The 22080-nt window shown below is 71.3% G+C and carries 22 protein-coding genes and 2 pseudogenes; 8 read left to right on the top strand and 16 right to left on the bottom strand.

Features of this window, described 5'->3' with window-relative positions; all coding sequences use genetic code 11:
• Positions 1–92: 92 nt before the first annotated feature.
• The gene (locus tag ACFZB3_RS40330) at positions 93–905 is read right to left on the bottom strand and encodes a methyltransferase domain-containing protein (protein WP_391385960.1); all 813 of its coding nucleotides are present in this window, start codon (positions 903–905) and stop codon (positions 93–95) included.
• Positions 906–959: 54 nt separating this feature from the next.
• Entirely contained in the window at positions 960–2165 is a 1206-nt protein-coding gene (locus ACFZB3_RS40335; RefSeq protein WP_391385963.1) for an alpha/beta fold hydrolase, read from the bottom strand.
• 190 nt (positions 2166–2355) lie between these two features.
• Here ACFZB3_RS40335 and ACFZB3_RS40340 point away from each other — a divergent pair, with 190 nt between their 5' ends.
• A complete protein-coding gene (locus ACFZB3_RS40340) occupies positions 2356–2838 on the top strand; it encodes a VOC family protein (RefSeq protein WP_391385965.1) in 483 nt (160 codons plus the stop codon).
• A 60-nt stretch (positions 2839–2898) separates the two neighbouring features.
• On the opposite strand, the gene ACFZB3_RS40345 is transcribed toward ACFZB3_RS40340, so the two are convergent.
• The 4 genes from ACFZB3_RS40345 to ACFZB3_RS40360 all read right to left on the bottom strand — a co-directional run bounded on the left by ACFZB3_RS40345 (position 2899) and on the right by ACFZB3_RS40360 (position 7581).
• Complete coding sequence (locus ACFZB3_RS40345) at positions 2899–3783, bottom strand: geranyl diphosphate 2-C-methyltransferase (RefSeq protein WP_391385968.1); 885 nt, start codon at positions 3781–3783, stop codon at positions 2899–2901.
• 49 nt (positions 3784–3832) lie between these two features.
• On the bottom strand, positions 3833–4885 hold the full coding sequence (locus ACFZB3_RS40350; protein WP_391385971.1) for a family 2 encapsulin nanocompartment cargo protein terpene cyclase: 1053 nt from the start codon (positions 4883–4885) through the stop codon (positions 3833–3835).
• 17 nt (positions 4886–4902) lie between these two features.
• Positions 4903–6345, bottom strand: coding sequence for a family 2B encapsulin nanocompartment shell protein (locus ACFZB3_RS40355; RefSeq protein ID WP_391385974.1), 1443 nt, complete (start codon positions 6343–6345; stop codon positions 4903–4905).
• Positions 6346–6573: 228 nt separating this feature from the next.
• Positions 6574–7581, bottom strand: a complete 1008-nt coding sequence (locus ACFZB3_RS40360; RefSeq protein WP_391386169.1) for a zinc-binding alcohol dehydrogenase family protein — start codon at positions 7579–7581, stop codon at positions 6574–6576.
• 148 nt (positions 7582–7729) lie between these two features.
• On the opposite strand from ACFZB3_RS40360, the gene ACFZB3_RS40365 reads away from it, so the two are divergent.
• Both ACFZB3_RS40365 and ACFZB3_RS40370 read left to right on the top strand, forming a co-directional pair.
• On the top strand, positions 7730–8524 hold the full coding sequence (locus ACFZB3_RS40365; RefSeq protein ID WP_391385977.1) for a VOC family protein: 795 nt from the start codon (positions 7730–7732) through the stop codon (positions 8522–8524).
• Positions 8525–8571: 47 nt separating this feature from the next.
• Positions 8572–9273 (top strand): RNase H family protein, encoded by a 702-nt coding sequence (locus ACFZB3_RS40370; protein ID WP_391385980.1) that lies wholly within the window; start codon positions 8572–8574, stop codon positions 9271–9273.
• Here ACFZB3_RS40370 and ACFZB3_RS40375 read toward each other — a convergent pair whose 3' ends face one another.
• Positions 9274–10104, bottom strand: a complete 831-nt coding sequence (locus ACFZB3_RS40375; RefSeq protein ID WP_391385983.1) for a tyrosinase family protein — start codon at positions 10102–10104, stop codon at positions 9274–9276.
• 37 nt (positions 10105–10141) lie between these two features.
• On the bottom strand, positions 10142–10540 hold the full coding sequence (locus ACFZB3_RS40380; protein ID WP_391385985.1) for a tyrosinase family oxidase copper chaperone: 399 nt from the start codon (positions 10538–10540) through the stop codon (positions 10142–10144).
• Positions 10541–10883: 343 nt separating this feature from the next.
• On the opposite strand from ACFZB3_RS40380, the gene ACFZB3_RS40385 reads away from it, so the two are divergent.
• From ACFZB3_RS40385 to ACFZB3_RS40395, 3 genes are all read left to right on the top strand, one after another.
• Positions 10884–12074 carry an FAD-dependent monooxygenase gene (locus ACFZB3_RS40385; protein ID WP_391386171.1) on the top strand — a complete coding sequence of 397 codons (1191 nt, stop codon included), beginning with the start codon at positions 10884–10886 and terminating at the stop codon, positions 12072–12074.
• A gap of 97 nt (positions 12075–12171) precedes the next feature.
• Complete coding sequence (locus tag ACFZB3_RS40390; RefSeq protein ID WP_391385987.1) at positions 12172–13665, top strand: MFS transporter; 1494 nt, start codon at positions 12172–12174, stop codon at positions 13663–13665.
• Positions 13662–14270 carry a TetR family transcriptional regulator gene (locus tag ACFZB3_RS40395; RefSeq protein ID WP_391385989.1) on the top strand — a complete coding sequence of 203 codons (609 nt, stop codon included), beginning with the start codon at positions 13662–13664 and terminating at the stop codon, positions 14268–14270. Before ACFZB3_RS40390 ends, ACFZB3_RS40395 begins: the two co-directional genes overlap by 4 nt.
• 288 nt (positions 14271–14558) lie before the next feature.
• Here ACFZB3_RS40395 and ACFZB3_RS40400 read toward each other — a convergent pair whose 3' ends face one another.
• The gene (locus ACFZB3_RS40400; RefSeq protein ID WP_391385992.1) at positions 14559–14747 is read right to left on the bottom strand and encodes a hypothetical protein; all 189 of its coding nucleotides are present in this window, start codon (positions 14745–14747) and stop codon (positions 14559–14561) included.
• Positions 14748–14987: 240 nt separating this feature from the next.
• Here ACFZB3_RS40400 and ACFZB3_RS40405 point away from each other — a divergent pair.
• Positions 14988–15868, top strand: a protein-coding gene (locus ACFZB3_RS40405) for an IS5 family transposase (protein WP_391385995.1) whose coding sequence is annotated in 2 segments (ribosomal slippage) — positions 14988–15333 and positions 15333–15868 — 882 coding nt in all. Because the reading frame shifts where the segments join, the coding sequence is not laid out codon by codon here.
• 16 nt (positions 15869–15884) lie between these two features.
• On the opposite strand, the gene ACFZB3_RS40410 is transcribed toward ACFZB3_RS40405, so the two are convergent.
• The 3 genes from ACFZB3_RS40410 to ACFZB3_RS40420 form a co-directional block, all read right to left on the bottom strand.
• Positions 15885–16178, bottom strand: a complete 294-nt coding sequence (locus ACFZB3_RS40410) for a hypothetical protein (RefSeq protein WP_391385997.1) — start codon at positions 16176–16178, stop codon at positions 15885–15887.
• A gap of 138 nt (positions 16179–16316) precedes the next feature.
• Positions 16317–17348 (bottom strand): tetratricopeptide repeat protein, encoded by a 1032-nt coding sequence (locus tag ACFZB3_RS40415; RefSeq protein WP_391385999.1) that lies wholly within the window; start codon positions 17346–17348, stop codon positions 16317–16319.
• Between the two features lie 46 nt (positions 17349–17394).
• Positions 17395–17880 (bottom strand): hypothetical protein, encoded by a 486-nt coding sequence (locus ACFZB3_RS40420; protein WP_391386002.1) that lies wholly within the window; start codon positions 17878–17880, stop codon positions 17395–17397.
• A gap of 1194 nt (positions 17881–19074) precedes the next feature.
• On the opposite strand from ACFZB3_RS40420, the gene ACFZB3_RS40425 reads away from it, so the two are divergent.
• The gene (locus ACFZB3_RS40425; RefSeq protein ID WP_391386005.1) at positions 19075–19440 is read left to right on the top strand and encodes a hypothetical protein; all 366 of its coding nucleotides are present in this window, start codon (positions 19075–19077) and stop codon (positions 19438–19440) included.
• A 128-nt stretch (positions 19441–19568) separates the two neighbouring features.
• On the opposite strand, the gene ACFZB3_RS40430 is transcribed toward ACFZB3_RS40425, so the two are convergent.
• The 4 genes and pseudogenes from ACFZB3_RS40430 to ACFZB3_RS40445 form a co-directional block, all read right to left on the bottom strand.
• Positions 19569–19877, bottom strand: a complete 309-nt coding sequence (locus ACFZB3_RS40430; RefSeq protein WP_391386008.1) for a hypothetical protein — start codon at positions 19875–19877, stop codon at positions 19569–19571.
• 56 nt (positions 19878–19933) lie between these two features.
• A pseudogene (locus ACFZB3_RS40435) lies at positions 19934–20364 on the bottom strand (transposase); the annotation flags it as partial.
• A 423-nt stretch (positions 20365–20787) separates the two neighbouring features.
• On the bottom strand, positions 20788–21222 hold the full coding sequence (locus ACFZB3_RS40440) for a hypothetical protein (RefSeq protein WP_391386010.1): 435 nt from the start codon (positions 21220–21222) through the stop codon (positions 20788–20790).
• A 281-nt stretch (positions 21223–21503) separates the two neighbouring features.
• Positions 21504–21797, bottom strand: a pseudogene (locus ACFZB3_RS40445) (transposase); the annotation flags it as partial.
• Between the last annotated feature and the right edge of the window lie 283 nt (positions 21798–22080).

Consider the following 22080-nt stretch of genomic DNA (forward strand, 5'->3'; position numbering starts at 1 on the left):
CTCGACCCTCGGGTACCCGGGGTGACGCGACGCATGCGTCCGGTTGACCGCCCTGGCGGAAAACCGCCGTTGGCGGTCCGCGGACGAGGCGGCTACGGGCCGACGCGTACGGCGGTGACCAGCTCGTGCCAGTACCGCTTGGTGACCACACCGCCGTACCGGGCGCCGATCAGCTCACGGATGCCCGTGAGCAGCCCGTTCCGGGCGGTCTCCGGGAGCGCGCGGTGGTTCGAGTAGGTGAGCAGCAGGTCGATGTACTGGTCGGTGGTGTACGTGATCTCCTGGGCGTGGCCGTGTGCGGCGACGTCGGTGAAGTACGGGGAGCCGGTGAACTCGCTCCGGTCGGTCGCGAGATCGGACTCGCGGGTCGGGCGCAGCCCCGGCGGGGTGGCCGGATCCCATCGCTCGTAGCACTCCTGGACCTCGGCGAAGAAGTCCTCGGTGCCGCCCGCCACATGGTGGGTGGCGACGACACCGAGCAGCCCGCCGGGGCGCAGTGCCCGGGCTGCCTTCGGTACCCGGACCGACGGGTCGAGCCAGTGGAAGGCGGTCGCGCAGACCACCGCGTCGAACGGCCGCGGCGGCAGCTCCCACTCCTCGAAGGCGGCCACCACCACGTCCGCCTCGGGAAACGCGGCCAGTTGCCGGCGGGCCACGGCGGCCATGCCCGGGCCGATCTCCACGCCGGTGATCGAACAGCCGGACCCCGCCAGGTCGACGGTGAGCTTGCCGGTGCCCGGGGCGATCTCCAGCACCCGGCTGCCCGGCCCTGCCCCCGTGACCCGGACCAGCTCCTCGACCAGCGCGGCGGGGTAGCGGGGCCGGGCCCGCTCGTACCGCTCGGCGTCCTGGTCGAAGATGTCCCGCAGCGTCGGGTCCTTCACCCTGAATTCCAGTGCGTCCACGCAGGGCAGGATGCCGATGCCGGTGCGTCGGGGCCAGCGCTTTTCGGCGGCACCTCAGCCCTTGCCCTGCTCCCGCAGCTGCCGGAAGAACGCCCGGACGTCGCCCACCAGCAGATCCGGCTCCTCCATCGCCGCGAAGTGCCCGCCCCGGTCGAACTCCGTCCACCGGACGATGTTCTCCGTGCGGTCCGCCTTGTGCCGCAGCGGACGCTGGGGTTCGGCCGGGAACAGGGCGAGGGCGGTCGGCGCCGTGGACGGTTCGGCGGGGGCGGTGGCCCGGGCGCCGGTGGCGTGTGCCCGCTCGTAGTAGATGCGGGCGGAGGAGGCGGCCGTGCCGGTGAGCCAGTACAGCATCACGTTGGTGAGCAGCCGGTCCCGGTCCACCGCCTCCTCGGGCAGCTCCGCGGAGTCCGTCCACTCCCGGAACTTCTCGACGATCCAGGCGAGCTGACCCACCGGCGAGTCCGTGAGCGCGTACCCGGGCGTGTGCGGGCGGGTGCTCTGCAGGACCGCGTACCCGGTGCTCTCCTTGGTCCAGGCGGCCCAACGGCGCCAGGAGTCAAGGGTGCGGGCCCGCTCCTCGGCGTCCAGCGCGGCCAGCTCCGCCGCCGTCGGCTCGGTGGCCTGCTGGGCCCCAGGCAGCAGATTGAGGTGCACGCCGATCAGCCGGCCGGGATGGGCGCGGCCCAGCTCCCGGGAGATCGCCCCGCCCCAGTCACCGCCCTGCGCGCCGAACCGCTCGTAGCCCAGCCGGTGCATCAGCTCCGCCCAGGCGTCCGCGACCCGCCCCGCCTCCCAGCCGGACTCGGCGGTCGGCCCGGAGAACCCGAACCCCGGGATGCTCGGCAGCACCACGTGGAAGGCGTCGGCAGGGTCCCCGCCGTGCGCCGCCGGGTCCGTGAGCGGTCCGACCACGTCCAGGAACTCCACGATCGAGCCCGGCCAGCCGTGGGTGACGATCAGCGGGGTGGCGTCCGGCTCGGGGGAGCGGACGTGGGCGAAGTGCACGTTCGTGCCGTCGACCGTGGTGGTGAACTGCGGCCACGCGTTGAGCTCCGCTTCGGCCGCGCGCCAGTCGTAGTCGTGGCGCCAGTACCGGGCCAGTTCCCGCAGATACGGCGTCGGTACGCCGTACGCCCAGCCTGCGCCGGGAAGCTCGGCCGGCCAGCGGGTGCGGTCGAGGCGGGCGTGGAGGTCGTCGAGGTCGGTCTGGGGGATGGAGATGCGGAAGGGGGTGATGTCGGGCGACGGAGAGGTCATGTCGGTGATGCTAGGTGCGGTTGCCGGTTGCCGGTTGGCTGCGGCTTCGTGGGGGCTGGTCGCGCAGGTCCTCCCCCAGCCTTCGGCCGGGGGTACCCCCAGCGCCGCCGAAAGAGGCGCGCCGGGCGATTAGTTTCTTGGTGAGCGGGGGTCGGTACAGATGACCCGTTCGCGCTCCCAGGAGGTACCCATGACCACCGACGGATTCACCACGTGTCTCTGGTTCGACGGGCAGGCCGAGGAGGCCGCCCACTACTACGTGTCGATCTTCAAGAACTCCAGCATCGGGAAGGTCGGCCGGTACAACGAGGCCGGGCCGGGGGAGGCGGGGTCCGTGCTGGCCGTCGACTTCACGGCCAACGGGCAGAAGTTCGTCGCCATCAACGGCGGCCCGCAGTTCAGGTTCACCGAGGCGATCTCCTTCCAGATCTACTGCGACGGGCAGGAGGAGGTCGACCACTACTGGGCCAAGCTCACCGAGAACGGCGGCGAACCCGGCCCGTGCGGCTGGCTCAAGGACCGGTACGGCCTGTCCTGGCAGGTGATCCCGGACGGGCTGATCGAGATGATCGGCGACGCCGACCCGGAGCGGGCCGCGCGCACCACCCGGGCCATGTACGGCATGGGCAAGCTCGACATCGCCGCGCTGCGGAAGGCGTACGCGGGGGAGTGAGCCGTACGCGGAAGGGGGCGGTGTCCGCGGACACCGCCCCCTCGTGGATCCGCCGCCGGATCAGACCCGGTCGGCCACGATCAGCAGGTACTGGAAGCTGCCGTTCTTGTACGCGGTGAGGAACGCGTCCTCGATCCCCGTCACCAGGTGGTCGGCCTGCTTGCGCAGTTCCCAGTACGGGATCGTCGCCGCGGTGAGGTCCTCCACGTGGACCGGGACCAGGCGGTTGGCGGCCATCGCCCGGAAGTACTCCGAGCGCGGATGGATGTCGCAGATGTAGTGCGCGTTGATCAGGGACACCTCGCGGGAGGCCTGCCCGTAGGCGTTGTTGTAGCAGCCGGTGATCGTCACGTAGCGGCCGCCGCGGCGCAGCAGCCGGGAGTGCTCGGCGAACAGCAGCTCCAGCTCGACGTACATCGTGGACTCGTTGTTCCACGAGGCCGCGTACGCGCCCGTCTCGAAGCCGGTGTCCAGCATGTTCCGGTGGTGGTAGCGGACCTTGTCGCCGACCTCGCGCTTGCGGGCCATCTCGTTGGCGAAGTCGGCCTGCTTGGCGGAGATGGTCACCCCGTCGGAGTGGCAGCCGTAGCGCAGGTTCGCCACGATGCTCCCGCCGCCGCGGCCGCAGCCCGCGTCGAAGACCCGGTCGGCCGGCGTGAGGGCGCCGAGGTGGGAGGCGAGCAGCTCGGCCTGGGCGTGCTCCAGGCGGTGCAGTTCACTGGTGATGCGCTCCTTGCGCAGCGCGGGGTCGCTCTCGTCGAGCACCGACCAGTCGGCCTCGCCGATGCCGTAGTGGTGGTGGTACAGGTCGTCGATCTTTCCGAGTTCGAGGTTGACCGGGTTCTCCTCGGCGTTCCAGTACTCCGCGACGCTGTTCTGGTACCTCGACTGGGTCGGCACCGGGGCTGACGGGGTGGTCTTCCGAGCGACAGGGGCGGTCGTCAACAGTTGCTCCTCGAAGTGTTTCTGACGGTGTTTCGGATTGGCTCGGTGGCTACCAGTAGTCGGGCAGGTGGTAGCGGCTGGTGTTGGTGGCGTGCCACTCGTGGTTGCCGGCGACCCAGGCGGCGAGCCCCTCGGCGTAGCGCGCGATCAGCGGCGAGGTGGCGGCCAGGGCGGCCGACTCCTCCTCGAAGGCCTCCATGATCCGGTTGTGGATGCCGACCGACTTCAGATAGGCCGCCTTGAGCCCGCGCCGGTCGTTGGCGGCCACCACCTGGGGCAGGTTCAGGTGGTCCGGGTCGCTGGCCAGCTCCTTGGTGAAGGAGTACAGGTCGTTCATGACCGTGGTGGCGTTGCAGGCGAGGGCCGTGATCCGCTGGATCTCCGGGCGGGCGTAGAGCTGTTCGGGCAGCTCGTAGCCGTCCACCGCGTCGACGATCGACAGGCAGGGCCGGAAGTTGTTGAACTGCCGCATCACCAGGTACTCCCAGACCCGCGGCACGTACCCGGTCTCCATCCAGGCGGCCTCGCCGAGGTAGCCCATGTGCAGCCGGGCCATGTCGTGCACGAACCGGGCCGTCTGGCTGGGCGTGGCGAAGCCGGCGTAGTCCGCGAGGGCGTGGTGGTACGAGCGGAGCGGGCCGTCGGCCCGGATGCCCTCGCGCCACTCCTCCTCCAGCTCCGGGATGCCGTGGTAGGGGTCGAGCGCCGACTGGGCGATGATCAGCGGGCCGCCGAGGCCCCGCCGGGATCCGCCGCGTCCCTCGTCCTCCTCGCAGTAGCAGGAGTCCACGATGTTCTCGGCGAGCAGCAGCTTGCCGGCGGCGGTGAGCCGGTCGAGGTCGAGGCCGCCCGGATGCTGGAGGGCGACGGCCCGGCCGAACTGGAAGTCGGAGAAGTCCCCCTTCCAGGCCGCGGGGAACAGGTCCAGCTCGCGGGCCCAGGCCTCCAGCCGGCGGTCGAGCTCGGCGGCCTTCTCCGGGTCCGCGGGCACGGCCGGCCGGTAGTGCAGTCCGGGGACCGCCCCGGTGCGCCGGGCCGGGCGCAGCCGCTCCGCGATGTTCGGCGGCCCCGGCAGGGCGTAGGAGGTGGTGGTCGTGGTCATGGATGTGCTCCAGGCCGTCAGTCGGCGGTGCGGCCGAGCTGGACGTTCTCCAGGATCCCGGCCGCGTCGGGGACCAGGACGGCGAGCGAGTAGTAGGCGGTGACCAGGTAGTTGATGACGGCCTGCTCGTTGACGCCCATGAAGCGGACGTTCAGGCCGGGCTGGAACTCCTCGGGGATGCCGGTCTGGTAGAGGCCGATGACCCCCTGGTCGGCCTCGCCGGTGCGCAGCGCGATGATGCTGGTGGTGTGGTCGTCGCTGATCGGGATCTTGCTGCACGGGTAGATCGGGACCCCGCGCCAGGCCGGGATCTCGTGCCCGTCGACGTTGGTGGACGGGGGCACGAGGCCGCGCCGGTTGCACTGCCGGAAGAAGGCCGCGATCGCCTTGGGGTGCGCCAGGATCACCTTGGTCTTGCGGCGCATGGAGATCAGCTCGTCCATGTCGTCCGGGGTCGGCGGACCGGTGAAGGAGCTGATCCGCTGCCCGTAGTCGATGTTGTGCAGGAGCCCGAACTCCCGGTTGTTGACCAGCTCCCACTCCTGGCGCTCACGGATCTCCTCGACCGTGAGGCGCAGCTGCTGCTGGGTCTGGTCCATCGGGTGGTTGTAGAGGTCGGCGACCCGGGAGTGCACCCGCAGCACGGTCTGGGTGAGCGACAACTCGTACTCGCGCGGCGCGAGGTCGTAGTCCACGAAGCCGCCCTGGAGGGTCGGCTCGCCGGTGTGGCCGGCCTGCACCGGCACCTCGGCCTCGCCCTTGCGGTTCATCGGCAGCCGCTGCCGGTCGACGTAGGCCTGCAGGTGGGCGCCGAGCGACGGCACCCGGTCCATGATCTCCTCGGTGGCCGTCCAGGGCAGTGCGAGGACCACCCCGGCAGTCTCGGCCCGGACCGAGGTGAGCCAGAGCGGATCGGTCTGGCCGACCGCCTCGTCGCCCATCTGGTCGCCGTCGGTGACGACCCCGACGACCTCCTCCTCGCCGTACTTGCCGGCCGCGTACCGGATGAACCGGCCGTGCACCACCAGGTAGGTCTCGGTGACCGGCTGCCCCGCCTCGAACAGCACCTGCCCGGCGCGCACCTCGCGGGGCTGGAACCGGTCGGCGAGCTGGTTCAGCGCGTCCAGGTCGTCGTATCCGCGCAGGATCGGCAGTTCGGTGAGGGTCCCCGGGATGACCCGGATGTCGTCCCCGCCGTTGTGCTCGAAGCTCACCCGGCCCCGCCCGGTGCGCAGTTGGAGGCGCCGGTTGACCCGGTAGGTGCCGCCCTTCACGTCCACCCACGGCAGCGTCTTCAGCAGCCACCGGGAGGTGATGGCCTGCATCTGCGGTTCGGACTTGGTGGTCGTGGCGAGCTGGCGTGCCGCCCGGGTGCTCAGGCTGGTGAGCTGCCCGTCGGCGGTCGGATCCGGCTCGGGCTCGTCGACGGCGGAGCCGATGACGCTGTCCGGTGTGGACACATTCCCTCCAGCAGAGAGGTGAACAACGGTGACCCGGAGGGTCGGTGGTGTGCGAGGTGGTGGTGCGCACGGACAAGCCAAACAGCCCTGGTGATCTCCGGGTACGGCGCGAAAGGGGCGGTTGCATGCCTTAGTTGCGCAAACCTGGTGTTCGTGGTGGAAAGGGTGGTGTTCCCAGGTCGTGCGCCGGTGGCCCGCTCCTGTGCCCGGGCCGCCCGGGGATTGGGCTCAGGAAAGGTCGTTCACCAGCACCGCGGCCCCGTCGAAGCGCCCGGCCTTCAGGTCCCGCAGCGCCCGCGGGGCCTCCGACAGCGGGTAGGCGTGGGTGGTCGCGTGCACACCGTGCCGCTCGGCGAGGGCGAGGAACTCCCGCCCGTCGGCACGGGTGTTGGAGGTGACGCTGCGCAGCTCCCGTTCGTAGAACAGCTCGTGCTCGTAGTTCAGCGGCGGTACGTCGCTGAGGTGGATGCCCGCGACCGCCAGCACTCCGCCCCGGTCCAGGGCGCGCAGCGCGACCGGCACCAGGTCGCCGACCGGCGCGAACAGGATCGCGCTGTCCAGCGGCTCGGGCGGCGCCTCGTAGGCGTCCCGCGCCGAGGCCGCGCCCAGCTCCAGGGCCAGCCGCCGCGCCTCGGCACCCCGGGTGAGCACGTGCACCCGCGCGCCCTCGGCGAGCGCCACCTGCGCGCACAGGTGGGCGCTGCCCCCGAAGCCGTACAGACCGAGCCGCCCGCCCGTCGGGAGCGAGGCCCGCAGCAGTGCGCGGTAGCCGATGATCCCGGCGCACAGCAGCGGGGCGAGCGCCACGTCGCCGAGGGCGCCGGGCAGCCGGTAGGCGAAGGCGGCCGGCACGGTCGTGTACTCCGCGTAACCGCCGTCCGCGTCCCAGCCGGTGTACTCCGAGTGCGGGCACAGGTTCTCGGCGCCCCGCAGGCAGTACGCGCAGACCCCGTCCGTGCGCCGCAGCCAGGCCGCTCCGACCCGGTCGCCGACCGCGAAGTCCGCCACCTCGGCGCCCGTCCCCGCGACCGTGCCGACCACCTCGTGCCCCGGGGTCACCCCGGCCCGGTGCACCGGCAGGTCCCCCTCGGTGACATGCAGATCGGTACGGCACACCCCGCAGGCCCGCACCCGCACCAGCAGCTCGTCCGCCCCGGGCACCGGCACCGGCCGCTCGACCAGCCGCAGCGGATCCGCCTCGACCGGCCCGGGCCGCGCCACCGACCACGCCCGCATCACGTCCGCCATACCGCGCCCCGTCCGCCGAAGGCCGCCGACTCCCTTCCCAGTGTCCGCCGGAGTCCGGCGTTCGGCGCGCGGGCGGACCGCCCGGTGGCTAGCGTGAGGAAGCGGGAGAATCCGCACGATCGGAAGGGCCGCGGCGATGGCGGTACAACCTGAAGGAACCCCCTGCTGGGCCGACGCGATGTTCAGCGATCTGGAGGGGGCCAAGAGCTTCTACGGCGAGGTCCTGGGCTGGACGTTCGGCGAGTCGTCCTCGGAGTACGGCAACTACACCCAGGCCTACGCGAACGGCAAGGCCGTGGCCGCCGTCGTACCGCCCATGCCCGGCCAGGAGGGGCAGTCGCAGTGGTGCCTGTACTTCGCCTCGCCGGACGCGGCGGCCACCGCGGCGCGGATCCGGGAGAACGGCGGCGAGGTGCTGATGGAGCCGATGCAGGTCGGCGACTTCGGCACGATGTGCCTGGCCCGCGAGCCCAGCGGCGCGGTGTTCGGCATCTGGCAGGGCGGCGTCCACGAGGGCTTCGAGGCCACCGGCGTGCCCGGCGCCTACTGCTGGGCGGAGGTCTTCACCCGCGAGCCCGCGAAGGCCGACTCCTTCCTCGCGGCCGTCTTCCCGTACGCGGTCCGGCAGATCGAGGACGACAACGTCGACTTCCGCACGTTCAGCCTCGGTGAGCAGCCCGTGCTCGGCCGGATGCGGATGACCGACGACTTCCCGCCCGAGGTGCCCTCCTATGTCAACGTGTACTTCACCGTCGCCGACTGCGACGAGGCCGTCGCCAAGGCGGTGAAGCTCGGCGCGGTGCTCCGCTTCGGACCGATGACCAGCCCCTTCGGCCGGTTCGCCGCCCTCAGCGACCCGCAGGGCGCCAACTTCTCGGTGATCGACGTCACGACCACCGAGGGTGAGATGCCGTCTACCACGGACGTCTGACCTGCGCGGATCCAGGACCACGGCCGGGCACCCCGCCCGGCCGTGGCATGATCGGGGCCATGCGTGAACGAGTGGTGGCCGCGTGCGACGGGGCTTCTAAGGGAAACCCGGGACCGGCGGGCTGGGCCTGGGTGGTGTCCGACGACGCGGCGACTCCGGCCCGCTGGGAGGCCGGGCCGCTCGGCAAGGCCACCAACAACGTGGCCGAACTGACCGCCCTGGAGCAGCTGCTGGCGGCCACCGACCCGGACGTGCCGCTCGAAGTGCGGATGGACTCGCAGTACGCGATGAAGGCCGTCACCACCTGGCTGCCCGGCTGGAAGCGCAACGGCTGGAAGACCTCCGGGGGCAAGCCGGTCGCCAACCAGGACCTGGTCGTCCGCATCGACGGACTCCTCGACGGCCGCACGGTCGACTTCCGCTACGTCCCCGCCCACCAGGTCGACGGCGACCCGCTGAACGACTTCGCGGACCGCGCGGCCAGCCAGGCGGCCGTGGTCCAGGAGGCCGCGGGCAGCGCCCTCGGCTCGCCGGAACCGCCGCCGTCCCAGGCGCCCGCCGCCTCCGCCGGGGCGCCGCGCCGCAAGGCGGCACCCCGCAAGAGCACGGCGGGCGGCTCCTCGGCCCGCACCATCAAGGCGAAGTTCCCCGGCCGCTGCCTCTGCGGCCGCTCCTACGCGGCAGGCGAGTCCATCGCCAAGAACGCGCAGGGCTGGGGCCACCCGGAGTGCCGTACGGCAGAGGCCTGATCAGGCCTCCAGGGTGTCGAACGTGTAGAACTTCGTGTGGTCGAGCAGATCCGCCGGCCGCACGTCGTTCCACGGCTTCATGGTCTCGTCCAGGTCCACCACGTCCGGCGTGCCACCGCCCGGCAGGTAGGCCGACTCCGGGTGCCGGCGCTGCCAGCGGGCCCAGAGCTTGTCGATGAAGGCGTGGTGCAGCCAGAACACCGGGTCGTTGGGGGAGACCCCGGTGGCCATCTGCCCGCCCACCCAGACGTGGACCCGGTTGTGCAGGTTGACCCCGCGCCAGCCCTCCAGATGGTTCCGGAAGCCGTCCGAGGCGCTGTTCCAGGGCGCCATGTCGTACGTTGCCATGGACAGGACCGATTCGACCTCGGCCCGGGTCGGCAGCTCGCGCACGCTCGTCCCGAGCGACCTGCGCAGGTAAGTACGGCCGTCGACGCGGACGTTGACCGGCCAGTTCCCGCCGGTGGCGGCGAACGGCCCGTCCGTCACCCGCCCGTCCGAACTGCGCCCGGTGCCGCCGAGGAAGTCCGGCGCCCACAGGGCGGCACGGACGGTCCGGTCGGCGCTCCAGTCCCAGTAGGGGAGCGCGACGGAGGAGTCCACGGACTGCAGGGCCTGCTCGAAGTCGAGCAGGAACCTGCGGTGCCAGGGCAGGAACGACGGCGAACGGTGGCCGGTGCGCTCCGAGTCGTCGGTGTCGGACATGATGAAGGCGTTGTGCGTGCGCACGAAGTCGTCGTAACGCCCGGTGCGCTTCAGCTCGATGACGGCGGCGACGAACCGCCGCTTCTCGTCTGCGGTCAGTCCGGCCTGGTTCTTGCGTACGGTCATGTGCGGAGCTGCTCCTTGTACGGGGCGATCAGGGCGGTCAGTTGGCGGGGAACGGCAGCAGCGCGGCGCCCTGCAGCTCGTCGACCGCGGCACGGGCGGCGGCGCGCGGAGTGGCGACCGGGTCGTAGTGGCTGACCACGCTGATCCAGCTGCCGTCGGCGTTCCGCATCACGTGCAGTTCGACCCCGTCCACGAACACCGCGTATCCGGCGCCGTGTCCGTGGTGGTGACCGCCGCCCATTCCCTTCATGCCGTCCATGCCGTCCGGCCGGCCCTGTATTCGGCGGCCCTTGTAGACCTCGTCGAAGGGTTCGAGCGCTCCCTCGTGCGAGTGGCCGGCGGCCGAGGCGCCGGGCGCGAGGAGGGTCTGGGTCCCGGCCGCGGCGGCGAGGGCGGCCGCCGCGGTGAGCGCGCGACGGCGGGTGAGTTCGGGCATGCGGATGCTCCTGTGACGGGTGCGGGTGCTGACCCCGTATGCCTATCCGGCCGTCTCGGAGCGGGAGAAATCGCCCGGATCAGGTTGGCTGTGATCAGGACAATTAACCACATGTCATACAAGATTGAACAAAGATGATCTTGCTGCGGCGGTGGCTCCGCCGGGCCCGGAACGGGTAATTCCTTGCGCAGGTGCGCGGCTTGCCGGTGATCTTTCTCCGTGGTCCGCCGTCCGGGTGGCGTGGCTCACGGCGTCAATCTGGCGCGATTCGCGAACCCGGCCGGGTGGTCCCGCGCTGCTACCCTGCGGTGCCAATTGACCACGTTCGGTGAGATCCAGGGGTGTGTGCGTGAAGGTCGTCTGCGTCGGAGGCGGGCCCGCCGGCCTGTATCTCGCGATCCTGCTCAAGCGGCAGAACCCGTCCCACGACATCGCCGTCCACGAACGCAACCCCGAGGGCTCCACCTACGGCTGGGGCGTCACCTACTGGCGGGCCCTGCTCGACCGGCTGCACGCCTGCGACCCCGAGTCGGCGCGGGCCGTCGAGGCGAGCTCGGTGCGCTGGACCCAGGGTGTCGCCCACGTCCGCGACCAGGTGGCCCGGCAGCCCGGCGACGCGGGCCACGGCATCGGCCGCCACCGCCTCCTGGAGATCCTCGCCGAACGCGCCCGCGAACTCGGCGTCCGGCTGGAGTTCGAGGACGAGATCACCCCCGGGAACCTCCCCGAGGCCGACCTGGTCGTCGCCGCCGACGGCATCCACAGCGCCCTGCGCACCCGGCACGCCGGCCACTTCGGCACCGAGGCCGCCGAGGGCCGCAACCACTACGTGTGGCTCGGCACCACCCAGGTCTTCGACTCCTTCACCTTCGCCTTCGTCGAGACCGGCCACGGCTGGGTCTGGTGCTACGGCTACCCGTACGACGACGGGCACAGCACCTGTGTCATCGAGTGCGCCCCGGACACCCTCACCGGCCTCGGCCTCGACACGATGGACGAGGCCGGTCAACTGGCGCTGCTGGAGAAGCTGTTCGCCGGCATCCTCGACGGCCACCCGCTGACCGGCGGCTCCTCGGCGGCCTGGCCGGCCTTCCGCACCCTCACCAACCGCACCTGGCACCACGGCAACCTCGTCCTGCTCGGGGACGCCGCCCACACCACCCACTACTCCATCGGCGCCGGCACCACCCTCGCCCTGGAGGACGCGATGTGCCTCGCCGAGGCACTGCGCGAGCACGCCGTCCTGCCCGAGGCCCTCGCCGCCTACGAACGGCGGCGCAGGGCCGAACTGGTCTCCGCCCAGAGCGCCGCCCGCCTCAGCGCCCAGTGGTACGAGAACCTGCCCCGCTACATCGGCCTGCCCCCGCACCGCATGTTCGCCCTGCTCGGACAGCGGCACTCGCCGCTGCTGCCGTACGTCCCACCGCAGCTCTACTACGGCCTCGACAAGGCCGCCGGGCGGCTGGAGGCGCTGCGCAGGCTGAAGCGGTGGCTCGGGCCGCGGGCGGCGCGCGCCCTGCACGCCCGGTCGTAGGCGCCGTACGGCCGCGGAACGGTTTGGGTGAAAGGCCATTCACCCGATAGGGTGAATTAGTATTCACCTCGTTTTCCGCACCGCCGCAGGAGTGCCGATGGACCAGCCCGCCCCGACAGCCGGTCACCCGGGACCGCCCGCCGTCCCGCCCCCGCTGCGGGAGCGGCTGACCATCCCGGTGCTGGCCTTCGGCGGCATCCTCATGGCCGTCATGCAGACGGTCGTCGTCCCCCTCCTGCCCGACCTGCCCCGGCTCACCCACTCCTCGGCCGGCGCCGTCTCCTGGATGGTCACCGCGACCCTGCTCGCCGGGGCCGTCCTCACCCCGGTGCTGGGCCGGGCCGGCGACATGTACGGCAAGCGCCGGGTGCTCACCGGGGCCCTCGCGCTGATGACCGCGGGCTCCGTGATGTGCGCCCTGTCGTCGGACATCACCGTGCTCATCGTCGCCCGCGCCCTGCAGGGCGCCGCCGCGTCCGTCGTACCGCTCTCGATCAGCATCCTGCGTGACGAACTCCCGCCCGAGCGCCGGGGATCGGCCGTCGCGCTGATGAGCTCCACCGTCGGCATCGGCGCCGCGCTGGGCCTGCCGCTGGCCGCGCTGGTCGTGCAGTACTACGACTGGCACACCATGTTCTGGCTGACCAGCCTCCTCGGGGCGCTGGGCGTCGCGGCCGTCTGGTGGGCGGTCCGGGAGTCGCCGGTGCGCGAGAGCGGCCGGTTCGACGTCCTCGGCGCCCTGGGGCTCGCCGTCGGGCTGACCTCTCTGCTGCTCGGCGTCTCCCAGGGCGGTCAGTGGGGCTGGGGCAGCCCGCGCGTCCTCGGTCTTTTCGGAGCCTCCGTCCTCGTGCTGGCCCTGTGGTGGTGGCAGCAGCTGCGGACCGCCGAACCCCTGGTCGACCTGCACCTCGTGACCCGGCCGCGGGTCGGCCTCTCGCACGTCGCCGCCCTGCTCACCGGGTTCGCCTTCTACGCCAACTCCCTGGTCACCGCCCAGCTGGTACAGGCGCCGAAGGCCACCGGATACGGCCTCGGCCTGTCGATCGTGGCCACCGGCCTGTGCCTGCTCCCGGGCGGCGTCACCATGCTGCTGTTCTCGCCGCTCTCCGCGCGGATCTCCGCGTCCCGGGGCCCGCGCATCACCCTGGCCCTCGGCGCCGCGGTCATCGCCTGCGGGTACGTGGTCCGCATCGCCGACAGCCGCGACCTGTGGATGATCATCCTCGGCGCCACCGTCGTCGCCACCGGCACCACCCTCGCCTACTCCGCGCTGCCCACGCTGATCCTGCGGGCCGTCCCGGCGAGCCAGACCGCCTCCGCCAACGGCGTCAACGTCCTCATGCGCACCATCGGCCAGGCCACCTCCAGCGCCGCCGTGGCCGCCGTCCTCACCCACCACACCAGCCTCGTCGGCGGCGCCCCGATCGCCACGCTCCACGGCTACCTGCTGGCCTTCGCGATGGCCGGCGCCGTCGCCCTCGCGGCCGGTGCCGCCGCCCTCACCATCCCCGGCGACAAGAGCCCCGACGACACCCCCCGCGTTCGGGGCCGGGCCGAGAGTGCCAGGGACGACGCGCTGGAGGGAGCATGAGTGCCGTGAGCACCCGACCCGGCACCCCCTCCGCCACCGCGCCCGCGCCCGCCCGCCGGGACGCCGAGGCCACCAAGGCGGCCATCCTCAAGGCCGCCCGCCACCTCCTCGCCCGGCACGCGCACGCCGACATCACCCTCAAGGACGTCGCCGAACGCGCCGGGGTCAGCGCACCGCTGATCCTCAAGTACTTCGGCAACAAGGACAGCCTGTTCGCCCGCGTCATGTCCTTCGACACCGACGCGGCCGCCCTGCTGGACGCACCCCTGGAGGAACTCGGCCGGCACATGGTCCGGCACGTCCTGGAGAGCCAGCGCGACCGCGGCGCCGACCCGGTGCTGCGCATCGTCTTCGCGCCCCTGCACGGCGACCACGGGGACGTGCTGCGCGCCAACTTCCGCGCCCACGTGATCGACGCCCTCGCCGCCCGGCTCACCGGACCCGACCCGGACCTGCGCGCCGAACTGGCCGTCGCCCAGCTCATCGGCCTGGGCGTGATGTACGGCATCGCCCGCGGCCCGAAGCTGCGCGACGGTGCGGCCGTCGACATCGGTGACATCGCCGACCGGTACGGTCCAGCCGTCCAGGCCCAGTTGACGCCCTAGCTCCGGCTCTGGTCCTCGGGGCTGTCCGAGGGGCCGTCGCGTGACAGGCCGACTGGGAGGTCGCTCCTCCCGGACCGGCACTGGCCCTGGTGCTGGTGCTGGTGCTGGTGCTGATGCTGATGCGGAGGCGAACCGGTCATTCGTCGGATCGGCCGGTGCGAAGGTGCCTCTGCTCCGACTCGGACCCGGCGTGCCCGAAGGGTCGGCCTGGTCCCTGGGACTCTCCCGGCTGCGCACGCTCGCGCGGGAGCGCCCCGCAGCGCGTGACTGCGGGGCGCCCAGTGGGGTTCAGTCGACCATCTGCCCGTCGTACATGCCGCCCTTACAGGTGTTGTTCGCCCAGTTGACCGTTCCGCCGCCGTGCTCGCACTCACCCGGGGTGAGGCTGGCGGCGCTGGCGGTGACAGCGCCTGTGAGGCCGAGTCCGGCGAGCGCTGCCGTGGCGATGACGGCGGCGAGGAATCGTCGAATGCGCATGTGGTTCGCCTTTCACAGATTGCCTCGGTTGGGACAGTACTCAGCTTGATGTTCAGCCATGTGGGCGACATGTCGGGTTGGGCCGTTCGGGTGATATTGCCGTCGGGTGCGGGGTAGGCGACGCGACCCGTCGGACAGGCCCTGGCCCCGGTTCTGGCCCCGGCTCTGGCCCCGGTTCTGGCCCTAGGGCCTGTCCGGCGGATCATGTGACTATGGCGGTCCGGAGTCGTTGGTCTTGGTGTGGGGCGGGGAGATCCGACGAATGCTGAGTGGGCCCGGCTGGAGTCGCATCTGCCAATTGCTGGGCGACGCGGCGGACGCCGGCGTGATCACCGCACGGTGATCAACGGGATCCTCTTCCGCGTGCGCACGGGCATACCGTGGCGGGACCTGCCTGAGCAGTTCGGCAGCTGGAAGACCGTCTGTGAACGACATCGACGTTGGTCGGCGGACGGCACATGGGATCAGATCCTGTGCGCCGTCCAGACGGACGCGGACTCCGTCGGCCGGCTCGACTGGAGCATGGTCAGCATCGACTCGACGTCCTGCCGGGCACATCAGCATGCGGCCGGGGCCCGCAAGAAGAAGCCCCGTGTCCCGAAAAAAGATCAACGCCCCGGCACCACCGCCCCGACGAAGGACTCGGACGGTCCCGGGGCGGCCTGACCTGCAAAATCCACTTGACCGGTGAGGGCGGGTGTCGCCCCGTGGCGTTCCTGGTCACACCCGGCCAGTGGGGCGACGCACCGCAGATGATCGAGGTGCTGGAACGGATCCGGGTGCCCCGCCCGCAGGGCGGCCACCCCCGCACCCGGCCCGACCACCTCGGCGGGGACAAGGCATACAGCTCCCGCCGAAACCGCCGCTACCTGCGACGACGCCAGATCAAGCACACCATCCCCGAACCCAGGGACCAACGAGCCAACCGCAGACGCCGCGGCAGCATGGGTGGCCGTCCCACCGGCTTCGACCGGGAGATGTACAAGCGCAGGAACGAGGTCGAGCGCACGATCAATCGGCTCAAGAACGCGAGAGCAATCGCCACCCGTTACGACAAGCGGGCCTATGTCTTCCACGGCACCGTCTCAGTTGCCGCCGTCCGACCATGGCTACAGGACTGAACCAACCTGCGCGGCGTCAGTCCCCGAGAAACCACAAGTACAGGGCCTGCCCATCGAGGACCGCCCTCCCCAGCACGGTGAGTTCTTGCGCGAACTCGTCGGTCACCACGCCCGGCGGCAGGCGCGGTATCTCGTCCAACAGAGTCACCACCTGCCGGGAGTTGAACATGGTGTCTGCGTACGGCAAGAGGTGCCCGAGCATCGGAAATGCCGCCTGATCGAGCCCGCCCAGCTCCGGACTCCAAGCCACCCCATGCCGCCCGTGGATCTCGATTACACCGCTCTCACTACGGACCTGGACGTCGATCATGGCCAGAGCCTAAGGCCTCAGGATCCGCCGGACAGGCCCTGGCGCAGACCCACCAATGGGTGGGGTGACCGACGCCAGCGGCGAAGTCGCGGGGCGTTGCCGTGCAGGGCCGCGTCCTGACCGGCGTCGGACGGGGCGTCAGGTCCACGGGCCGCGGATGACATGCCGTTCGGGGAAGATGCGCGACTCGACGTATCTGCCGATCTCCCGTACGTCGTCGGGCTTGCCGATGCCGGGGAGTTCGACGTACTCCGTGGACGAGGCACCGGCCTCGTTGTAGCGCAGGCCCAGGGAGGCGGTGTTGGTGAGATATGTGCCGAAGGTACGTACGTAGCTGGGTGATTCGACGATCTGGTAGTACCAGACGAACTGGACCCGGCGCCGGACGAACCCGGCCTTCACGTCGACGCCGTACTCGTAGAAGTCCGCGCCGTTGGTACGCGTCTTGACGTACGCGACCAGGGGGAAAGCCAGGATGAGGGCCACGACGGCCAGGAGGGCGAGCATTCCGAGCATGCGGACGCCCATCGGGATCCGCAGGCTCTCTCCCGCGACGAACAGCAGAACGGCGAGCGCCACGGCGATCAGCAGGTGCCTCAGCAGTGTGGGGAGCAGATGGCGGGCCTTGAGGCGGACCGAGCGGACGATGTGGCCGCGGTCTGCCACCCGGTGGGAGTCAACCCGGGCCCGCAGGGTCGGCGGGCCCGGCGTGAGCGTCGGACCGACCAGGGGTGGCGCACCGCCGCCGGGTCCGGCCGGGGGCAGCAGGGGCTGTGGGCCGGCCGCAGCGGCCTCGCACTCGCGCAGCCGGGCCCGGGTGTCCTGGTAGTCGGTGACCGTCAGGACCCGTCGGTAGGCCTCGGCGGCCTCCCCCGACGCGCCCTCCGCCTGCAGGATCCGGCCGAGACGGTACGCGGCCAGATGGTGACGTGGCTCGCTGTCCAGGACGCGCCGGAGGTTCGCCTGCGCCTCGGGCGCCCGCCCCAGGTCGGTCAGGCAGACGGCGAGCGCGAAGCGTGCGGCGACGTCGTCCGGTGACCGCTGGAGGAGGCGCTGCAGCAGCAGGAGCGCCTCGTCGGGCCGGCCCCGGCGGTGCAGTTCGCCGGCCTCCTCGTACAGTCCCGCCTCCTCGTCCGGTGTCCCGCCGGGCGACGGTTCGTTCACGATCATCCGAGTCTCCCCCTTCTCGCGCCGGCGGTGCGGGCGCGGTCCCCGTTCACTCGCGGTTCGTCTCGGTGATGCCCGCCTCGGCCCTGATCAGCGGCATGATTCCGCACAGGCCGTAGCCGGCCAGTCCGATCAGCCCGGCCACGAGGCACACCCCGAGGGCGGTGTAGGCCTGGGTGTCGTCGACGGGCGGCGACCCGGCCGGGTGTGGCCGACTCATCCAGTCACCGAAATGCACGAACTTGATCATTCCTGCGGCCAACACGGCCTGGGACACGGTGTGCAACAGACGGCCCCACAGATCGCCCGGCCCCGGCCGCACCACCCCGTGGCAGAGCACGAGACCGGCGTTGACGCTGAAGACGCCCAGCAGCACCAGGTCGAGCCAGGCCAGGGGCGCGCCGGGCTGCGGCCAGGGCGGCCCCTCCCCGCGCAGGGCCGCGTCGAGCCAGGGCACCGAAGGGTCCCGGGAGTTCGACCACAGGGGCGAGCGGCCGTCGGTGACGCGACCGTCGATGCCCGTCGCGAGGAGCATGGCGCCGAATGCGCACACCAGGAGCCCGGGCCAGAACAGCGCGCTGCGCGCACCCGGCCCCCGCCCGGCCCCAGGTGACGGTCCCGTTCCGCTCGCCATACCGACCCCCGTCGCCCAGCCCCGGCTGCCGCGCGGCCGTGCGGCTCACGCACGCGGCATCGTCGCGTCGCCCGAAGGGTTCCGCCATGGGCGTGCGGGGTCATACGGGGGCGCGCGCGGGAAGGTGATTGCGCCTGGTGACAGGGCCTGTCGGCGCCGGGGACAATCGTGGGCGGGTGGAGGTGTCGTACGCCGTTGGGGGTGGGCGCGATGGGCGAACGCTGGCGCATCTTCCGCAGGACCGGCCGACCGCCGACACGAGGTGGCGGAGGCACCGGGGCGACCGGGGAACGACGCCGGTTCGGACCGAGCCCGGGCAACTCCTCCGGAGGCACACGAACGCCTGGCACCGTCACGCCGGGGCAGGGGCGGACCGCGCCGGAGGGCGGCAACGGGCACAGGGGCGGTGGCGGTGGCGGTGGCGACGGTACGGCCGGATCCGACGCCGGGACAGGCGCGGACGCGGGGGCCGGTCCAGGGCAGCACGTCGGACACGGGCAGCCTGCGGACGGCCAACACGGGCACGGACAGCAGGGGCACGAGCACGGACACCACAGTCACGGGCACGGGCACGGGCACCAGGGCGACTCCCCTGGCGGGCACTCCGGTGCCGGGCACGGGCACGGACATGGACACGGAAACAACCACGGGCCCTCCGACACGCAAGGACACCAAGCCCCGCCCGGGACGCCAAGCGTGGCACCCGATCACCACGACAAGTTGCCGCCCGTGAAGGGCGAGCCCCAGCCCCACGCGCCCGACTGGAGCGGCAAGGATCTGTATCCGTGGGGCAAGGGAGCCTCGGGCTCCTCGCAGCCACACCCAGGGCACCACGGAGGGGGGCACGATCCCCACGACAACGCCGCACCCCAGCCCTCGCCCGGGTCACCGGCTCCGGCGCCTGCCCCGGTAGGCGACCGCCACGGAAGCCACGGTCATGTCGTAGGAGACGGCGAAGGGGGCGGTGACGGGGAGGAGACATCCGGCGGTGGTCAGGACGCCGGGGCGCCCGACGCCGGTACGGCCGCTCCGCCGCCCGCGACCGACGGGGGCGGCGCCGCAGACGCGGGGATACGGGAAGAGGCCGGCGACCGGGTGGACGGCATCCCGATCATCGGCGAGCCCACGTCCACCGCTCCGCCGTCGACGCAGACGCCCCAGCAGCCGGACAGCCCTGTCCCGGCCGACCAGTACGAGTTCCGGGCCGACCCACCCTCGGCAGCACCGGCGGAGCCACAACAGCAGGACCATGCCACGTCCACCGATCAGCAGGCCTCCGCGGTGGCGCAGGCGGACACGCCCTACTGCGCGGGGCAGGACTTCGGGGCCGTGGCGTTCGACCTCGCGGGCGGGGCGGGCCCGGACACGGGTGCGGACGCGTTGGCGCCCTCGGACGGCGACACCCCGGCGCCCGGCTTCGACGCCTTCACGTTCTCGGCTCCGCCGGAGGCGATGGCCTGAGTCAGCTGTGGATGCCAGAAGGGCCGGCCCCAGACCCGCAAGGAAAAAAATAACTGCGGTGGGAGTCTCGATCGGGTGATCGCCGCTGGCCGCGGGCATGAAGACAGACACCTCACGTTGCTATGCCGTCAAGTTCTCGGGATGAGCCCTCCGTTCACGGCGCGGTTGTAGAGCCGCCGGTGCCACTCGTTGGCGTGGCGTCCGGGGTCGGTGGTCAGGACGGGGTTTGGGCCGGTCTCGATGAGGTGCAGCAGGGTCCCGGCGACGCCGTAGCAGTCGTCCGGGCCGAAGCAGGAGACCAGCGCGCGGGCTTCCTCGCCCGTGACCGGCTTCGGAATCGCCTCGAGTTGCTCGACGCGCCTGGCGATCTCCTCTTCGCTCGCGTCCCAGTCGGGGAGCGGGCCGTCGGCGACGAACGCCTGCACTTCGGGTCCCATGGGTGAATGATCAGCTTCCATCGCCAGCGTGAGCAAGGTGTCTTCGCTGTTCAGGCTGCCGCCGCCTGGTGGGCCCACTCGGCGCGGAAGACGTCGCGGACGCGGTCGGCCTCAGCCTCGATGCCGCGCTTGCGGCCTGCTCGTTTAAGAGCGGCCTGGAGCTGGGTGCGGGTCAGCCGCGCGGCCCGAGAGGGAGTCGGTGCGGCCTTGAGGAGTTCGCGGGCTTCGGGGCGGCACAGAGCGTTGGTCCAGGTGGCGAAGGCTTCCAGGGCGGCGGGGTAGTACTCGCGTAGCAGGGAGCGGAGCTGGTTGGCGAGCTGTTGCCGGTTCCACAGAGAATCTTGCTGGGCGCGTGCCAGGACGGCGATCGCCCGGCCGAGGTAGCTGTCCTGCGGCAGCGGCGGTGGGCGTGCATGTCGGTGCGCAGGATGTTTGCGAGCACGAGTGCGTCGCCGGGGTCGGACTTCTTGCGCTGGCTACGGCGGCGCGAATCGGGACCACCGAGGCGCCTCGAATCGGCCCCGATCGGTGAAGATCACTGCTCCGCGCAGACGGCTTGAAGCGGCCCCGCTTGGCCCCGCGGGCCGGTCACGGACGGGGCGATTCAGGTCGCTCCGGCGAGGCGGGAAAAGCCGCCGTAGCCAGGAACTGACCGCGAAGGACCAGGTCGTCGTCGACGCCGTGATGGACACCCCGGGCGGGCGCGAGGTCCCCATGGTGACCGGCTTGCCGGTCCTGGGCTGCCTCGTCGGCCCCGCCGCTTGGCCGAACCGGTACGCGTTGCCCGGCGGAACGACGAAGGACCGCAACGGACTTGGGCGCGCATGATCGAGCACATGTGCGACCGTCCCCCCGGCGTGTGTACGACAGCCGACTGATCAATATCTGGTCCGGCACCGACAGCGGAGACTCACGAGACTTCATCGGAAGCGGCTGGTTGCCTTGCTCGGTGGAACTCTCTGACGGTGAGAGCTCCCGCGCCTGCTGTCCCGAAGAGCGGCAACATGGGGAACAAGATCCAGATGCCCCACGAAACAAAGCCTGTGTCCACCAATTCGTAGCTTCCCCAGGGAGTCCGTGCAGCCCTGACGGTCTCGCCCTCGTGGCCCTTGTACGAAACCTCTACGGTGCGCGCGTTCGTGCTGTTCTCCACTGGGCCGCTGCATACGGTGTAGGAGCCGCCCTTCCCCTCATCTTGGTGACACTCCGCGAGCCGGACCTCCACAGCGTTCCCCAACAGGTTCAGCTTCGCGATGCCGTAGAACACGACCACTGCTGTCGCTGCCGCACACAGCAGTGTGAGCGCGGCGTAGCCGACGACCGCACGTACCCGCCCCTTTGGCATGAGCCAATCATGCCGCCCCCTGAACCCTTCACACAGCCCAGGAGTCTCCCCGCCCTCGCCCGTCGTACGGGGCATCAAAGGCATAGCCCAGCGCGCAATCTACAGAATCTGGCCACGGCGGCTTTTCCCGCCTCGCCGGGGCGACCTGAATCGCCCCGTCCGTGACCGGCCCGCGGGGCCAAGCGGGGCCGCTTCAAGCCGTCTGCGCGGAGCAGTGATCTTCACCGATCGGGGCCGATTCGAGGCGCCTCGGTGGTCCCGATTCGCGCCGCCGTAGCCATCTTGCGCGAGACCGAGTGGCGGTCGCGGTAGCGGGCGGCGGCCAGCGGGTTGATCGCGAACACTTGCCGTTTCCCGGTCCGCAGCACGGCAACCAGCAGGCCGCGGGAGGTCTCGGTCGCCACCGGTATCGGGTTCTCCTCGGTGTCGCCATACTCCGCGAGCAACTCCAGCAGCAGTTTGTAGCCGGACGCGTCGTCGGTGATGTGCCGCTTGGCCACCAACGCTCCGGCGTCGTCGACCAGGGCGACGTCGTGCGTGCGCTCTGCCCAGTCGATTCCACAGTAGATCAAGATTCTCCCTCCCCGATATGCAGGTGTTTGCGCTGGTCACGAGCGCATGTGGGCCACGCGAGCGACCTAGTCCCAGGCATCACCGCCTTGCGGATGTGCCTCCACCTCACTAGGGGCTGTCCGGCGGATCTCCTGACCCGGGAATGACCGTGTGGACCGCAGTACATCCTGCTAACGTCTGCGCCATGAAGCGCGCTGCTATGACGACGACGCCGGAGAGTGTCCCGGCGCGCTGACAGATGATCTGATCCGAAGCCCCGGGGCAAGTGCCCCGGGGCTTCGGCGT

This window comes from Streptomyces sp. NPDC008092 (genome assembly GCF_042957285.1).
GTDB lineage: Bacteria > Actinomycetota > Actinomycetes > Streptomycetales > Streptomycetaceae > Streptomyces.

Excerpts from the sequence above, each read along its gene's own strand:
- ACFZB3_RS40335 (WP_391385963.1), bottom strand. The coding sequence starts at position 2,165 with ATGACCTCTCCGTCGCCCGACATCACCCCCTTCCGCATCTCCATCCCC.
- ACFZB3_RS40340 (WP_391385965.1), top strand. The coding sequence starts at position 2,356 with ATGACCACCGACGGATTCACCACGTGTCTCTGGTTCGACGGGCAGGCC.
- ACFZB3_RS40350 (WP_391385971.1), bottom strand. The coding sequence starts at position 4,885 with ATGACCACGACCACCACCTCCTACGCCCTGCCGGGGCCGCCGAACATC.
- ACFZB3_RS40360 (WP_391386169.1), bottom strand. The coding sequence starts at position 7,581 with ATGCGGGCGTGGTCGGTGGCGCGGCCCGGGCCGGTCGAGGCGGATCCG.
- ACFZB3_RS40365 (WP_391385977.1), top strand. The coding sequence starts at position 7,730 with ATGGCGGTACAACCTGAAGGAACCCCCTGCTGGGCCGACGCGATGTTC.
- ACFZB3_RS40370 (WP_391385980.1), top strand. The coding sequence starts at position 8,572 with ATGATCGGGGCCATGCGTGAACGAGTGGTGGCCGCGTGCGACGGGGCT.
- ACFZB3_RS40375 (WP_391385983.1), bottom strand. The coding sequence starts at position 10,104 with ATGACCGTACGCAAGAACCAGGCCGGACTGACCGCAGACGAGAAGCGG.
- ACFZB3_RS40380 (WP_391385985.1), bottom strand. The coding sequence starts at position 10,540 with ATGCCCGAACTCACCCGCCGTCGCGCGCTCACCGCGGCGGCCGCCCTC.
- ACFZB3_RS40390 (WP_391385987.1), top strand. The coding sequence starts at position 12,172 with ATGGACCAGCCCGCCCCGACAGCCGGTCACCCGGGACCGCCCGCCGTC.
- ACFZB3_RS40395 (WP_391385989.1), top strand. The coding sequence starts at position 13,662 with ATGAGTGCCGTGAGCACCCGACCCGGCACCCCCTCCGCCACCGCGCCC.
- ACFZB3_RS40400 (WP_391385992.1), bottom strand. The coding sequence starts at position 14,747 with ATGCGCATTCGACGATTCCTCGCCGCCGTCATCGCCACGGCAGCGCTC.
- ACFZB3_RS40410 (WP_391385997.1), bottom strand. The coding sequence starts at position 16,178 with ATGATCGACGTCCAGGTCCGTAGTGAGAGCGGTGTAATCGAGATCCAC.
- ACFZB3_RS40415 (WP_391385999.1), bottom strand. The coding sequence starts at position 17,348 with ATGATCGTGAACGAACCGTCGCCCGGCGGGACACCGGACGAGGAGGCG.
- ACFZB3_RS40420 (WP_391386002.1), bottom strand. The coding sequence starts at position 17,880 with ATGCTCCTCGCGACGGGCATCGACGGTCGCGTCACCGACGGCCGCTCG.
- ACFZB3_RS40430 (WP_391386008.1), bottom strand. The coding sequence starts at position 19,877 with ATGGGACCCGAAGTGCAGGCGTTCGTCGCCGACGGCCCGCTCCCCGAC.
- ACFZB3_RS40440 (WP_391386010.1), bottom strand. The coding sequence starts at position 21,222 with ATGCCAAAGGGGCGGGTACGTGCGGTCGTCGGCTACGCCGCGCTCACA.